The following is a 12,602-nucleotide window of genomic DNA, read 5'->3' as shown; positions in this document are numbered from 1 at the left end:
CCCTCGCCGCAGGGAGGCTTGGGGCCATGACGACACCACGGAAGATCGCCCTGGTCACCGGCGCGAACAAGGGCATCGGCAAGGAGACGGCGCGCGGACTCGCGGCCCTCGGCACCACCGTGCTGATCGGCGCCCGCGACGCCGAGCGCGGCGAGGCGGCGGCCGAGGAGCTCCGCGCCGACGGCGCCGACGCCCGCTTCCTCCCGCTCGACGTCACCGACGGGAACTCGGTCCGGGCGGCCGCCGAGTGGATCGACGCCACCTTCGGCCGCCTCGACGTCCTGGTCAACAACGCCGGGATCGCCGTCGGGCACCGCAAGCCGAGCGAGACCTCCGCCGCCACCGTCCGGGAGGTCTACGAGACCAACGTGTTCGGCGTCATCGCGGTGACCAACGCGGTGCTCCCGCTGCTGCGCCGCTCCGCCGCCGGACGCGTCGTCAACATGTCCAGCGAACTCGGCTCCCTCTCCCACCTGTCCGACCCGGACGGTCCGTGGGCCGCCCACACCGCGGTCCTGCTCCCGTACTGCACCTCGAAGAGCGCGCTGAACGCGGTCACCGTGCTCTACGCCAACGAGCTGCGCGCCGAAGGGATCCTGGTCAACGCGGTCAGCCCCGGCTACTGCGCGACCGACCTCAACCGGCACGGCGGGGTGCGCACGGCGGGGGAGGGCGCGGCCGTCGCGGTCGCCCTGGCGACGGTGGGCGAGGACGGGCCGACGGGCGCCCTGCTGGCCGAGGACGGGCCGATCCCCTGGTGAGGGCGCGCCGCCCCGGGCGCGGTGGACGCCCCGCCGGTGCCGGAACCCCGCACCGGTGGGGCGTCGAGCGGCCGGTCAGCCCAGGCCGTTGACCCGCTTGTACTCCAGCGCGTACGCCAGCTTGCCCGGCTTGGCGTCCGGGTACGGCTTGCTCAGCTTGCCGAACTCGCCCTTGTCGGCGGCCTTCCCGGCGTTCCACCGGTCCAGCGCGTCCAGGTCGCCCGCGGTGAAGCCGCTGTCGACCGGGGCGCTCTTCGGCAGCGCGGTCATCGCCCGGGTGGTGGCCTCGACCGCGGCCAGGTAGCTGGTCAGGTCGTTCCGGTCCCAGCCCGACAGGTCGACGCCGGAGCGGTCGCGGATCCAGCTGCCCCAGTAGAACTCCTGGAACGGCACCGCGTTCTGGGTGTAGCCGATGTCGCGGCCGAAGTAGAGCAGGCTGCGGTACTCGTCGTCCTGGAAGTTCGCCAGCCCGACCGAGGTCGGCAGCTGGTTGACCTTGACGGGGTTGCCCTCGGGGTCGCTCAGGTACACCCACTTCTCGGCCTGCATCCGCGCCCAGAAGTCCTGCCGGGTCAGCGTGCTCAGGTTGGCCAGCACCCGCAGCCGCACGTGCAGGTCCGCGCCGCCGTCCGGGGTCTCGTAGAACGAGGTCAGGGTGTGGTGGCCGTCCGTCAGGAACGGCTCGCCGCCGGGGCCGATCACCACGGTCTTCATCGCGGCGGTGCTGTCCGCGGTCTCGCCGCCCACCGGCAGCGCGCAGGTGAACGAGGACGGGTCGTCCAGGCGCGCGTCCGGCTGCGCCGCGACCGCCTCGACCCGGCCGTCGGCCTCGCACCAGTCGCTGAACTTCTTGTTGATCGCGTCCTTGCCCAGCGTGTACCGGCCGAGCTTGTAGTACACCTCGTCGTAGCCCAGCGACGGCTGGGTCGGGTGCACGTCGCCGATCCGCACGTCCAGCAACTGGCCCGGCCGGGCGCACAGGTACGGGGCGAACGGCGTGCTGCGGTTGTCGTGGCCGCAGAACGACGGCCGCTCACCCGGCGCGCCGGGCGCGGCGGACGCGGCCGGGGCGGTGGCGGCGACGCTGACCAGGGCCGCGCCGACCGCCAGCAGCGGTACGGCGGTCGGGACTCGGAATCGCATGGTGCTCCCTGCGGGACGGCTGGAGGTGGACCGCGAGCGTGCCAGCGACCGGCCAACGCCCGGAGTCACCGCCGTGGACGCCCGGGGAACGCGGGTGAACGATCCGCCCGCGCCCCTCCTCGCGTTCTACCGTTCCCCTGTTCTCCCGCCCCGAGAGGAAGCACCCGTGACCGACCACGACGCGACCAGGGTCGAACCGGACCGGCAACCGGACGCCATCCGCACCCCCGCCGAGATCGACGCCGCCCTCGACCGGGGCGACCGCCTGGCCGGCACCGCCGTGATCCGGATGGTCTTCAGCTGCCCCGACTTCGCGCTGGTCGCCCCCCGGGTCGAGCGCGCCCTGCACGCGCCCGACCACTACACCCGCCAACTCGGCTGCGTCGCCGCCGGGGACATGACCCGGGTCTTCGGCCGACTCTCCCCCGGCATCTACGCCCGGCTGCGCGAACTCGGCCCGCACCGCGAGGCGCAGGACGCCGTCCTCGACGTCCTCACCTTCATCCCGTGGGCCGAGCTGCCCCCGTGGTTCCGGTGGCGCCGATGCGTGGCCGAGGCGCAGGGCCTGGGGCAGCGGCTGTACTACTCCTGCGCCGAGCCGATCGCCTCGCTCCTCCAGCGGGTCCGGCGCCGCCGCTGACCGGCCCGCCCCGGCTCAACCCAGTTGCGCCAGGCCCTCGGTGGCGATCCGCTCGAAGACGCCGAGGTCGTTCTCGAAGATCGAGCCGGGCACCGGCCAGTGGATCACCAGCTCGGTGATCCCCAACTCCCGGTACCGCCCGGCCCAGTCCACGAAGGCGTCCACCGACTGCAACGGCTTCTCCGCCGTCGACCCCTGCAGCAGCACCTTCTCCAACTCGCCGACGTCCCGCCCGACGGCCTCGCACGCCGCCGCCAGCTTCTCGACCTGCCGGGCGATCACCTCCGGCGCCTGCTCCACCGGCACGTCCGCCGGCCCGCGCGGGTCCCCGTACGTCACCCACCCCTGCCCGTGCTCCGCCGCCAGCCGCAGCCCGCGCGGTCCGGTCGCCGCCACGTAGAACGGCACCCGCGGCGTCTGCACGCACCCCGGGACGTTCCGCGCCTCCACCGCCGAGTAGTACTGCCCCTCCCGGGTCACCGCGTCGTTGCGCAGCAACGCGTCCAGCAGCCCCACGAACTCCCCGAACCGCGCCGCCCGCTCCTTCGCCGACCACGCCTCCTGCCCCAGCGCCGTCGCGTCGAACCCGACCCCGCCCGCCCCGATCCCCAGCGTCAACCGCCCGCCCGAGACGTCGTCCAGCGTGATCAGCTCCTTCGCCAGCGTCACCGGATGGCGGAAGTTCGGCGAGGTAACCAGCGTGCCCAGCCTGATCCGCTCGGTCGCCGTCGCCGCCGCCGTCAGGGTCGGCACCGACCCGAACCAGGGCTCGTCCCGGAAGGACCGCCAGCTCAGGTGGTCGTACGTGTACGCGGCGTGGAAGCCGAGTTCCTCGGCCCGCCGCCACACCTTCTGCCCCTCGCTCCACCGGTGGATGGGGAGGATCACCGTACTCAGTCGCATGGCCCGACCCTACGCGTTCGCTGCATCGGCGATTCGATCTGCGGTAAGTCGCTGAGTCAGGTGAAATCGTGGCAGTCGGGCCAGCACTACGGGACCATGAAGTACGGTTCGGTCGACTGCCGAACGAGGCCAGGGAGGTGCCGCAGTTGTCGTATGAGCCAAAGCTCGCTGCTGCGCTGTCCGGCGCCACTCTGCGCCAGTTGTCGCATTGGCGTAGGGCCACAGCGGGGCGCGGAGCCGTGCTGGTACCGGAACTTTCAGCCTCTCGGCCGATCCTCTACTCCTTTCGGGACGTCGTGGCCCTCCGCGCGTGCGTCCATTTGCGTCAGGACACCTCGCTCCAGAAGATCCGGCGTGCGCTGGACACCCTGCGTGACGGACTCAACGAGCACGAACACCTGTCGCGCTACCGGCTGGTGGCCAGTGCCGACACCATCTACCTGGCCGCGCCGGATCACGCTGTGGATCTGGTGCAGAAGCGCGGCAACCTGGTCATCCACGAGATGGTCGACGTGCTCGCCCCGTTCTACCGCAATGGCCGCCAGATCCCGAGCCTCCTGCAACCCAGAGAGCACCTGTCGGTGGATCCGCTGGTCCGTGGCGGCGAACCCGTGATCGAGGGAACGCGTGTCCCTGCTTCGGAAGTCGCTGCTCTACTGAAGGACGGTGTCCCCCCGGAGTCGGTCGAGGACTTCTACCCTGGTGTCACCGCGGCAGCTGCCCGCGACGCTGCCGACTTCACCGCCTATGTGGACAGCTACTCGGATGAAGGATTTCGGCAGGCTGCCTCTTGAAAATCCTGCTCGATGAGAACGTCCCCCTGCCTTTGGCGCGCATGGCCCAGTTGCTGCTGAAGCAACACGAAATTCAGCACGTGGCAGAGATCGCCGGCTGGGCAGGCACCAAGGACATCGAGCTCTACGCACGCGCGGCCTCAGCAGGCTTCCAGGTCGTGATCACCAACGACACCAAGCAGATGGCTCGTCCGCTGGAGGTCGTGGCGATCGCCGAGTCGGGGCTGCACAGGATCGAGTACCGCCACAATCACAAGCACGGGGGCCTGGTCGGCTTGGGTGCTGCTGTCGCCACTGTCTGCGCAGGCCTGCCCCATGCATTGACCGAGCTCGAGCACGCAACGGGCCAACTTCTGCTGTCCCTGACTTCGATCGACCCGTCGCATCAGAGCCGACTGCGAATCGTGAACCCCGCCACGGCTCCTCCGAAGCACTGGCCAACGACCGGAGGTATGTGAGGAGCGGGCCGCTCGAACAAACTCCACGCCAAACGGGCGCGACTTCGGACTTTCCCAGCTCAGCCTGTGATGGGTGAACGAGGCTTGACCGAGGTCACCAGCGTCCCCAGCCTGATCCGCTCCGTCGCGCACGCCGCCGCCGTCAGCGTCGGCACCGACCCGAACCAGGGCTCGTCCCGGAAGCTCCGCCAGCTCAGGTGGTCGTACGTGTACGCGGCGTGGAAGCCGAGTTCCTCGGCCCGCCGCCAGACCTGCTGCCCCTCGCTCCACCGGTGGATGGGGAGGATCACCGTACTCAGTCGCATGGCCCGACACCATGCCGCCGAAGACCGGCGAAGCATGCATACCGGCAGCATGCTTGCTTCATGGCGGCTACCACACGCATCACGGTCACCCTGTCCACGGAGCAGGTGACCGAGCTGAAGAAACTCACGGACAACATCTCCGGCTACGTCGCGGAAGCGGTGGCCCGGCAGATCAGACATCAACTGGTCGCGGAAGAACTCCGCCAGTACGAGGAACAACACGGCGCGTTCACGGAAGAGGAACTTGCCGCCGCGCACGCAAGGATCTTCGGTTCGTCCGGGCCGGGCGGTGGAGCGGCAGTCGCGTGAGTGTGCGGATCGAGACCGTCGTGCTGGATTCCCAGGGGATGTCCGCCTGGATCTCGCAGGACCGGGAGGTGCTCGCGATGATCAAGGCTTTCCACTCGACGGGGGTCGACCTGGTCATCGGCGCCAACACCATCGTGGGGATCTCGCACGCCAGGGCGAACACCGCCCGGCTGAGCCGCATGCTCTCGCAGGCCAGGATCGAGCCCGTGACCGAGCACGCGGCCAGAGCCTCTGCGGCACTTCTCAAGCAGGCCGGGCTGCACGGTCACAAGCACGCCATCGACGCCACCGTCGCCGAGATGGCACTCCGCCAGCCAGGTCCGGTGGCCATGCTGACCTCGGACGTCGACGGCATGGCCCGGCTCTGCGGTGACCGGGTCCGGCTCATCACCATCTGAGCCGACGGTCGTGCACGCCGCCGCCGTCGGGGTCGGCACCGACCCGGAACACGGCTCTTCCCGGAAACTTCGCCGACGCAAGCAGTGGTAGGTACAGGCCGCACGGAACTCGAGGTCCTCGGCGCGCTGCCACACCTTCCGTCCCTCGCTCCACCGGTGGACGGGAAGGATCACCGTACTCAGTCGTATGCCGTCACCCCTATGGGCGAAGCGGGGCTCGTCCTCCGCGGTCAAGCCGGTGACCGCTCGGGCCCTGCTCAATACGCTGATCACCAATACCACGACCTATGACAGCTCGGGCAACGACTTCAACTGGCGCTACCTCAACGGCTCCCGGCCCGTGACCGGCGCGGCCAATCCCGGGGTGAGGTCGTACGTCTTCGTCTCCGGTCCGTGGTCCGGCGCTCCTGTGCTCGAAGTCATCGCGGTGAATCGGTGCGCGGTGGCGGACGGCGTGACCCACGGCCCCGGTTTCTGGACCGTCAGCGAGGAGGGGATCGCGAGCGTCGGGCAGGGGGGCAGTGGTGGGCCGGCCGCCGGGGTGAACAGCGACCCGCGGACGGTGAGTGCCCGTGGTCCGATCTCCGTGGTGCTCCCCAACTCCCACCGGGACGCCTGCGCCGGCCGTACCCATGACGGGCGTGTCTGTTCCACGCGTTCCTTCCACATCAACATCGACGCGGTCACTGCGGAGGTCGGCTCCGATCCCGCGCTCGGCACCGTCAAGGTCACCGTCAAGGACCCGGAGGCCGCCGGTCAGCCGGGGAGGGGCATCGCCGGAACCGTCACGTAGAGGCGTTCGATCGAGAACGGACGGGCAGCGGAGGCAGTGCTGGTGAGAACCCGGGCCCCGTCGGTCCCGGCGATGGCTTCGGCGGTGAACCGGGCCTCGGGGCCGGTGGCGGCGGTGAGGTCCAGGTGGTCCAGCACTCCGTTCCCGGGGCGGGTGTACCAGATCGACGGGGTGAGGAAGCCGTCGTCGCGGTACTCCTCCCACCCGGTGATCGAGACCATGCAGAAGAAGTCGTCGGCGCGGTCGGCGACGTCGGTCGCCAACCGCTCCACGTACGTCACCGCAGCGCGGACGAGCCAGGCGTTGGCTTCCGGGCGGGTGAGCGGAGCCAGGAAGTCGAGCTGGGAGTACCGGGAGTACAACGGAACTTCGTCGAAGGTCGTCAGAGGGTGGAGGAAGTCGTCGAAGCTGTCGAGCTCCTCGTCGGCGAGCAGGTTGGCGAACTCGTCTTCGAACTCCACTGTCTACACGTCCCATCCGTACTCGCGCAGCCAGTCCAAGGTCTTCTGACTGTACTTGGGGTCCCCGTCGTGGAAGGTGCCGTCCTGATTCAGTGCCGGTGAGCCCCGGCCCTTGCGCTGTGCGTGCCACTTGCTGCCGGGAACGCTCTCCTCGGGCCCGTCGATCCGATGGATCTCCGACGGTCCGCGTCCCGCCTTGACGGCCTTTTGGGCGGCCCGAGCCTGGTAGTCGCGGTAGTAGGCCCGCCAGTCCTTGATGTTCTTGTCCACGTTGTCGGGGTGGTACGGGTCGTCCCACGGACCGCCTTCCCTGCCGCCGAACGCGGGCTGTGAGCGGTATCCCCGAGGGACGTTGGTGTGCGGCGACAGGCCCAGCGGGTCGAAGGAGGCATGGGGGTTGCCGACGTACGTCTCCGGGTTGGGGGCGGCGGAGAGGCCGAGCGGGTCCGGAGAGACGTAGCGCGCGTTCTCCGGGTCGTAGTAGCGGTGGACGTTGTAGTGGAGGCGGGTCTCGGGATCGAAGTACTGGCCGGGGAAGCGCAACGGGGTGTAGGTGGTGCTGGTCCGCGGCCACGCGGTGGTGCCCCACACGGTGGAGGTCGCGCGCCAGGCGATGGTGCCGGCGGCCGGGTCGACCAGTTCCGTCGGAGTGCCCACCAGGTCGGTTACGACGGCGAAGAAGTGCCGGTCGACCTCGGACTGTGGCGTCTCGGATCCCGACGCGTAGATGCTCTCCGTCTGGGCGAGCGGGCGCGGCCCGTCGTGGTCCCAACTGAGGGTGTGCACGCCCGGCAGGTAGGGGGCCCGGGTGGTCTGTTCGGCCAGGGTCGGGCCGTCCCAGGTGAAGTCGGTCTGCTCCACCACGGCCGAACCGGTCTCGGACATGCGCTGCTTGGCGATCCGACGTCCCAGCGGGTCGTAGAGGTAGCGCCACCGGGTGCCGTCCGGTGTGATGACCTGGGTCAGGCGGTTCTCGGCGTTCCAGGTGTACTGCCAGACGTCCGGTTTACGGGACAGCCGACCCACCCGCCGCCTGATCAGGCGGCCGGCCCCGTCGTACGCGTAGGCGATCCGGCCGGCGGAGGCGAGCCGGGCTCCGGTGAAGGTCCGCTCGCCGAGGGCCGGGCGGGTCGCGTCGGTCGGCGGCCAGTCCGCGTGGACGAGGTTGCCGGCGCCGTCGTAGGCGTAGCTCTCGTTCCGCTCGGGGGACTGCACGGAGGTGACCCGGCCGACGGGGTCGAGGCCGAAGGTGCGCGGGCCGTCCAGGGCGTCCTCGATCCCGGTCAGCTGCCCACCGCGGCGGTAGGCGAAGTCGCGCTGCTGGAGCGTCGAGGTTCGGGCACGCACGGTCTGGGCGACCAGCCGGTCAGCGGCATCCCAACGGTTCGTCAGGGTGACGCCGTCACCGAGGACGCGCAGGGTCTCCCGCCCCGAGAGGTCGTAGGCGAAGTCGAGGCGTCCGCCCGTGGTGGTGAGGGAGAGCGGCCGACCCACCTGGTTGTAGGCCCACTCGGCCAAGTGGCCGGACGGCGTGGAGCGGCGGACCCGTCGGCCGAGCAGGTCCCGGTGGTGGGCGAGGGTTCGTCCGTTCACGGTCTCGGTCAGTACGTTGCCGAGGCCGTCGAAGGTGCGGACGAGTTCGGCGTCGGGATTGACCGCCCGGACGAGGTTCCCGGCGAGGTCGTACTCGTAGGCGGTGAGCAGCCCGTCGGCGTTCCGGGTCGTCGTGCGGCCCAGCACGTCGTAGGTGTACCGGGTGCACTGGCCGAGCGGATCGGTCCGGGTGACCACCTGCCCGGCGGCGTCGAGCTCGTAGTGAACGGCGCGTCGGTCGAAGTCGTCCTCGCCGACCAGCCGGTCGGCCGGGTCGTACGTGTAGGTCCATTGCCGACCGAGGGCGTCGGTGACAGAGACCAGTCGCATGTTCGCGTCGTAGGCGAAGGCGACGCGGGCGCCGTCGGGGGTGGTGCGGGCGGCGATCTTCTCGAAGTGGGTGTACGCGAAGGCCGTGGTCTGCCCGTGCGGGTCGGTGTAAGCGAGACAGTTGCCCTCGCCGTCGTACGCCCACCTCTCCGTGGCGCCGTCCGGGCCGGTACGGGAGGCCAGGTGCCCCTCGGCCGTCCAGCTCAGGGATGTGCTGTTCCCCAGCGGATCGGTCAGGGTCACCAGGCGGCCGAACGCATCCCAGCGGTGCCGGACCACCGCGCCGGCGGCATCGGTGATCTCCACCGGCAGACCGGCCTGATCGCAGCGCACCGTCGTCCGGTTGCCGAGGGCGTCGGTCACTGTCATGGGGTGGCCGTGCTCGTCGTAGGCGTACGTGGTGGTGGCGCCCAGCGGGTCGGTGACCGCCGTTCGGTTGCCGTTGTCGTCATAGGTGTACCGCCAGGTTGCGCCGCCGGGCTCGATCAGGGTTTCGACCAGCCCGGGGAGGTACGCGTAGGTGGCGGTGGTGCGCTCGCCGTCGGGGCGGGTGACGGCGATCAGGTCACCGGCGCCGTCGTACGCGTAGCGGGTGGTGCGGCCGAGGGGGTCGGTCTCGGTGAGGAGGCGGTCGTACTCGTCGCGTTCGTAGGTGGTGGTGTGGCCGAGGGGGTCGGTGACGGCGGTGATCTGGGCGTGGTCGTTGACCAGGTAGGTGGTGGTGTGGCCGAGCGCGTTGGTCTCGGTGTGGGTGCGCAGGCCGGTTTCGGGGTCGGGGTCGGAGTAGGTGAAGCGGAAGGCGAGGGCGCCGGTGGTGCCGCCCTCGTCGGTGACGCGGTCGAGGTGGTCGTAGGTGTAGCGGTACCGGGAGTCGTTGCGGTCGGTCCAGGAGGTGAGGCGGCCGGTGGCGTCGTTGGTGAAGCGCATCGGCTTGCCGCTGGAGTTGTAGACGGCGGTGAGGTGGCCGTCCGTGTAGCCGTAGCGCATCAGCAGCGCGTCGCCGCCGGTCTCGGTGGCGTTCGCCAGGCGCAGTGCGGTGATGCGGTCGTTGTCGACGGTGACCAGGAGCTGGTAGCCGCCGGAGTGGGTGATGGAGAGCGGGACGCCGTCCTCGTCGTAGGCGAGGGCGTAGTGGCGGCCGTGGCGGTCGCGGACCTCGGTGAGCAGGGCCTCGTCGCCGTCGGGGGTGGGGGCGAAGGTCTTGACCAGGCCGGTGGAGGGGTCGGTGACGGTGTAGCAGCCATCCTCGCGGACGTCGAGTTCGTTCCGGGAACCGGCCGAGGCGTACACCGGATCGCCTGGTTCGGGGTGGGGGTAGGCCTGGGTGATCCGGTCCGGGCGGACGTGGACGACGCCGTGCTCGTCGATCTCCAGGCGCTCGTCGAAGGTGCAGATCCACCGCGTGCCCATCCAGCGCCCGGTCAGCAGTCCGGAGTCGAAGCTGCGGGTGAACTCCAGCGGGAGCGAGCCGGGCAGCGAGGCGTCGACCTGGTCGATGTACATCCGGCCGGTGGCCATGTCGACGGGCTCTCCGCCGCCGCAGCGGGTGTCCTGCGGGCGGCCCTCGGTGCGGGGGCTCTTCACCTGGTCGCGGCCGCGGCCCTTGGGGTGCGAGCCGCCGCCCTTGCCGCGCCGCCCGCCGCCGGAGCGCGGGTGCGGGATTCCGTCCTTGCCCTCGCCGCGCATGATCTTCGCGAGGTCCTTGGCGTGCTTCTCCTCGACCTCGCGGACGTTCTTGGCGACGTGCTTCATGTTGTCGCCGGCCTTGCGGTAGAAGCCCTTCAGCGCCTTCCCCGCGTCCTCGGCGAGGGTCTTGCCGAGCTTCTGCGCCGCGTGCTCCAGCGCCTTGACGATCTGGTTGCTCATTCGAAGCTCACCCCCGCGACCTTGGACTGGAACACCTCGGCGTGGCCGGCGACGGTCTCCGCGTGGTCGTGCATCATCCGCGCGTGCTCCTCCAACGCGTCCGGGTCGATCCGGAACCCGCTGCCGCCGCCACCGCCGCCCGAGACCCCGAGCGCGGACTCCGCCGCCTGGAACACCAGCCCGGACACGGCGCCCGCGACCGTGTCCACCAGCGGGCCGATCGCCGCCTCCACCACCTGGGCGATGATGTACTGCTCCAACTGCTGTTCCAGGTAGTTGATCAGGCGCTTCGCGGCCTCCTCGATCGCCAGCACCGCGGCCTCCGCGATCCCGAAGGTGGCCACCGCCGCGGCCTGGTCCGCCACGAACGCCGCCGCCAGCGCGACCAGTTCGGCGATCGTCTCGACCTTCATCGCCACGATCACCCCCGCCGCGACGTCCAGCGCCTCCGCCACCACGTGGCAGGCCTGCACCAGCTCGTTCAGATGGCTGTCCGACACCGACGCCCACTTCGCCAACAGCGCCTCGTACGACGCCCCCTCGTACGCCTCGCCCAACCGCTGGACGGTCTGCGTCGACTGCTGGTGCGAACTCTCCACGTTCTGCGCGAACTCCCGGACGTGCGCGGCGAACTCGCGCACCTTGTCCTCGTTCACGGTCGGCCAGTTGATGCCGAAGAACGACAGCAACTCCACCACTTCGCCGGGCAGTTCGATCGCCACGCCAAGTCCTCCCCCGAAGACGCCTGCACGTTCGCCCGACCGTAGTCAGGAACGCCGGTCAACAGGCGGACTTTTCCCAGTCTTGACCATGGACGGGCAGCGTCCGCTTCCGGGCGGACACGATCGGCGGGCGGTCCCGACCCGGTGCCCGGGCCTGCGCGGGGCGAGGGCAACCGGAACCGAGCGCATCCGGACCCGCCGCGCCGACCCGGCTGCGACGCCACCGTGGAGATCCCGCACGCCGAGACGGACACCGGCCGACCGAACCGGGTACTCCCGCAGGTCAGACCGTGATGGGTGAACGAGGCTTGACCGAGGTCACCAGCGTCCCCAGCCGGATCCGCTCGGTCGCCGTCGCCGCCGCCGTCAGGGTCGGCACCGACCCGGACCACGGCTCGTCCCGGAAGGACCGCCAGCTCAGGTGGTCGTACGTGTACGCGGCGTGGAAACCGAGTTCCTCGGCCCGCCGCCAGAGCTGCTGCCCCTCGCTCCACCGGTGGATGGGGAGGATCACCGTGCTCAGTCGCATGGCCCCGACCCTAACCGGACAAGCGGTGACGCGTTACGCACGTGTGCCTCAAGCGGTGGCGCGCGCAGGCTGCCCGCAGGCAAGCGTAGAGCGTATGGCGGTTCTCACTCCTGCAGCACCAGCAGCTGCTACGTCTGCTCCTCCGCCGACCGCGACGGTCCGGGCGGGCAGGCCCGCACATGGGCGGCAGATGCCCGGCTGCGGGCACCGGGCCGTGGGGCACTTGGCGCACTCGGCGAGCCGGGCCGCCGCAGGCCGCACGGCGGCCTGTACGGGCGGCATTTTGCGCTCCAGGCGGGAGCGAAGCACCGCCACGGCCGAGTGCACCGTGTCGGGCAGGCCGGGAAGCAGGGCGTTGGTGAGGTCGGCGGGGGTGCTGCCGCGCTCCAGCCACTGGACGACCAGGGGTGCGAGCTGCTCGGCCTCGGTCTGACCGAGGCGAAGGCGGGGTTCGGGGCGGAGCACCCGGAACAGGGTGGCGACCGCCTCGCGGGTCTGTTCGTCCGGGACGGCCGAGGTGTTCTCGGGGTGCTGGTGGTGGTCCTCCCGCCCTCCTCGGTGGTCGGGCTCCTGCTCCGGAGGCACCGAGGCGAGTGC

The 12,602-nt window shown here is 70.6% G+C and carries 13 protein-coding genes and 3 pseudogenes; 7 read left to right on the top strand and 9 right to left on the bottom strand.

Translation table 11 applies throughout. The features are described 5' to 3' along the window. Positions 1 to 26: 26 nt before the first annotated feature. Positions 27 to 761, top strand: a complete 735-nt coding sequence (locus ACFY00_RS05555) for an SDR family NAD(P)-dependent oxidoreductase (protein WP_388027541.1) — start codon at positions 27 to 29, stop codon at positions 759 to 761. Positions 762 to 836: 75 nt separating this feature from the next. On the opposite strand, the gene ACFY00_RS05550 is transcribed toward ACFY00_RS05555, so the two are convergent. Further along, positions 837 to 1,904, bottom strand: coding sequence for a ParB-like protein (locus ACFY00_RS05550; RefSeq protein WP_388027539.1), 1,068 nt, complete (start codon positions 1,902 to 1,904; stop codon positions 837 to 839). A 166-nt stretch (positions 1,905 to 2,070) separates the two neighbouring features. Here ACFY00_RS05550 and ACFY00_RS05545 point away from each other — a divergent pair, with 166 nt between their 5' ends. Further along, positions 2,071 to 2,544: a hypothetical protein gene (locus tag ACFY00_RS05545; protein ID WP_388027538.1), complete on the top strand. Its 474-nt coding sequence runs from the start codon at positions 2,071 to 2,073 to the stop codon at positions 2,542 to 2,544. A gap of 15 nt (positions 2,545 to 2,559) precedes the next feature. Here ACFY00_RS05545 and ACFY00_RS05540 read toward each other — a convergent pair whose 3' ends face one another. Further along, the gene (locus ACFY00_RS05540; protein WP_388027536.1) at positions 2,560 to 3,447 is read right to left on the bottom strand and encodes an LLM class flavin-dependent oxidoreductase; all 888 of its coding nucleotides are present in this window, start codon (positions 3,445 to 3,447) and stop codon (positions 2,560 to 2,562) included. Positions 3,448 to 3,686: 239 nt separating this feature from the next. On the opposite strand from ACFY00_RS05540, the gene ACFY00_RS05535 reads away from it, so the two are divergent. Together ACFY00_RS05535 and ACFY00_RS05530 are read left to right on the top strand one after the other, a co-directional pair. Beyond that, positions 3,687 to 4,241, top strand: coding sequence for a DUF433 domain-containing protein (locus ACFY00_RS05535; protein ID WP_388027533.1), 555 nt, complete (start codon positions 3,687 to 3,689; stop codon positions 4,239 to 4,241). Then, positions 4,238 to 4,699 carry a DUF5615 family PIN-like protein gene (locus tag ACFY00_RS05530; RefSeq protein WP_388027531.1) on the top strand — a complete coding sequence of 154 codons (462 nt, stop codon included), beginning with the start codon at positions 4,238 to 4,240 and terminating at the stop codon, positions 4,697 to 4,699. The genes ACFY00_RS05535 and ACFY00_RS05530 overlap by 4 nt, the downstream gene beginning before the upstream one ends. Before the next feature lie 65 nt (positions 4,700 to 4,764). Here the strand turns inward: ACFY00_RS05530 and ACFY00_RS05525 are convergent. Then, a pseudogene (locus ACFY00_RS05525) lies at positions 4,765 to 5,004 on the bottom strand (LLM class flavin-dependent oxidoreductase); the annotation flags it as partial. 60 nt (positions 5,005 to 5,064) lie between these two features. Between ACFY00_RS05525 and ACFY00_RS05520 the strand changes: the two are divergent. Together ACFY00_RS05520 and ACFY00_RS05515 are read left to right on the top strand one after the other, a co-directional pair. Continuing rightward, positions 5,065 to 5,313, top strand: coding sequence for a type II toxin-antitoxin system CcdA family antitoxin (locus tag ACFY00_RS05520; RefSeq protein WP_388027529.1), 249 nt, complete (start codon positions 5,065 to 5,067; stop codon positions 5,311 to 5,313). After that, entirely contained in the window at positions 5,310 to 5,711 is a 402-nt protein-coding gene (locus tag ACFY00_RS05515) for a DNA-binding protein (protein WP_388027526.1), read from the top strand. Before ACFY00_RS05520 ends, ACFY00_RS05515 begins: the two co-directional genes overlap by 4 nt. A 6-nt stretch (positions 5,712 to 5,717) precedes the next feature. Here the strand turns inward: ACFY00_RS05515 and ACFY00_RS05510 are convergent. After that, a pseudogene (locus ACFY00_RS05510) lies at positions 5,718 to 5,900 on the bottom strand (LLM class flavin-dependent oxidoreductase); the annotation flags it as partial. 49 nt (positions 5,901 to 5,949) lie between these two features. Here ACFY00_RS05510 and ACFY00_RS05505 point away from each other — a divergent pair. Further along, the gene (locus ACFY00_RS05505; RefSeq protein WP_388027524.1) at positions 5,950 to 6,504 is read left to right on the top strand and encodes a hypothetical protein; all 555 of its coding nucleotides are present in this window, start codon (positions 5,950 to 5,952) and stop codon (positions 6,502 to 6,504) included. Here the strand turns inward: ACFY00_RS05505 and ACFY00_RS05500 are convergent. The 5 genes and pseudogenes from ACFY00_RS05500 to ACFY00_RS05480 all read right to left on the bottom strand — a co-directional run bounded on the left by ACFY00_RS05500 (position 6,468) and on the right by ACFY00_RS05480 (position 12,590). Next, the gene (locus tag ACFY00_RS05500; protein WP_388027522.1) at positions 6,468 to 6,965 is read right to left on the bottom strand and encodes an Imm15 family immunity protein; all 498 of its coding nucleotides are present in this window, start codon (positions 6,963 to 6,965) and stop codon (positions 6,468 to 6,470) included. The two genes, ACFY00_RS05505 and ACFY00_RS05500, sit on opposite strands and share 37 nt — an antisense overlap. 3 nt (positions 6,966 to 6,968) lie before the next feature. Next, complete coding sequence (locus ACFY00_RS05495; protein ID WP_388027520.1) at positions 6,969 to 10,754, bottom strand: RHS repeat-associated core domain-containing protein; 3,786 nt, start codon at positions 10,752 to 10,754, stop codon at positions 6,969 to 6,971. After that, complete coding sequence (locus ACFY00_RS05490) at positions 10,751 to 11,476, bottom strand: WXG100 family type VII secretion target (protein ID WP_388027518.1); 726 nt, start codon at positions 11,474 to 11,476, stop codon at positions 10,751 to 10,753. The genes ACFY00_RS05495 and ACFY00_RS05490 overlap by 4 nt, the downstream gene beginning before the upstream one ends. A gap of 286 nt (positions 11,477 to 11,762) precedes the next feature. Then, positions 11,763 to 12,017: pseudogene (locus tag ACFY00_RS05485) on the bottom strand (LLM class flavin-dependent oxidoreductase); the annotation flags it as partial. A 36-nt stretch (positions 12,018 to 12,053) separates the two neighbouring features. Then, positions 12,054 to 12,590, bottom strand: a complete 537-nt coding sequence (locus tag ACFY00_RS05480; protein WP_388027516.1) for a hypothetical protein — start codon at positions 12,588 to 12,590, stop codon at positions 12,054 to 12,056. Between the last annotated feature and the right edge of the window lie 12 nt (positions 12,591 to 12,602).

This window comes from Kitasatospora sp. NPDC001540, assembly GCF_042894345.1.
Taxonomy (GTDB): Bacteria; Actinomycetota; Actinomycetes; order Streptomycetales; family Streptomycetaceae; genus Kitasatospora; species Kitasatospora phosalacinea_C.
Note: the sequence above shows the minus strand (reverse complement) of the source record. Positions and strands in the feature narration are given on the sequence as shown.

Coding starts and splice junctions, on each gene's coding strand:
- ACFY00_RS05540 (WP_388027536.1), bottom strand. CDS start 3,447: ATGCGACTGAGTACGGTGATCCTCCCCATCCACCGGTGGAGCGAGGGG.
- ACFY00_RS05520 (WP_388027529.1), top strand. CDS start 5,065: ATGGCGGCTACCACACGCATCACGGTCACCCTGTCCACGGAGCAGGTG.
- ACFY00_RS05550 (WP_388027539.1), bottom strand. CDS start 1,904: ATGCGATTCCGAGTCCCGACCGCCGTACCGCTGCTGGCGGTCGGCGCG.
- ACFY00_RS05495 (WP_388027520.1), bottom strand. CDS start 10,754: ATGAGCAACCAGATCGTCAAGGCGCTGGAGCACGCGGCGCAGAAGCTC.
- ACFY00_RS05555 (WP_388027541.1), top strand. CDS start 27: ATGACGACACCACGGAAGATCGCCCTGGTCACCGGCGCGAACAAGGGC.